This window comes from Megasphaera jansseni (assembly GCF_047974155.1).
GTDB lineage: Bacteria > Bacillota > Negativicutes > Veillonellales > Megasphaeraceae > Megasphaera.
Genome location: NZ_JBHYRR010000099.1, coordinates 1 through 263 on the forward strand (window position 1 = coordinate 1; position 263 = coordinate 263).

The 263-nt window shown below is 52.1% G+C and carries 1 protein-coding gene; it reads right to left on the reverse strand.

Annotation, left to right across the window (positions count from 1 at the left end):
* Nucleotides 1–263 (reverse strand): hypothetical protein (locus tag ACE418_RS13545; protein ID WP_416451090.1); only part of this gene is annotated, 263 nt, incomplete at both ends.

A 263-nucleotide genomic window follows, 5' to 3' on the forward strand; every position in this document is an offset into this window, starting at 1 on the left:
TTTTCTGCATCATAGCTGCTGCCATCCTGCGTGACCTGATAATCCGTCAGTCCGGTAATGGAGACCGGCGTCGACACATTGGCTACGTTCAGCTTCATCGTACCATTGGCCTTATCAATCGTACCGCTGGTCACGTATTTGTCAGCTGCCGTCAGCCCGCTCTGCATAGCGCTCAGCTGTTCTTCTGTTGCCGCTCTGCCTTTCGTAGCAAATCCTTCAACGTCGAGCGTCTTATTGGTCAGGCCTGTGATTTCGCCTTTATT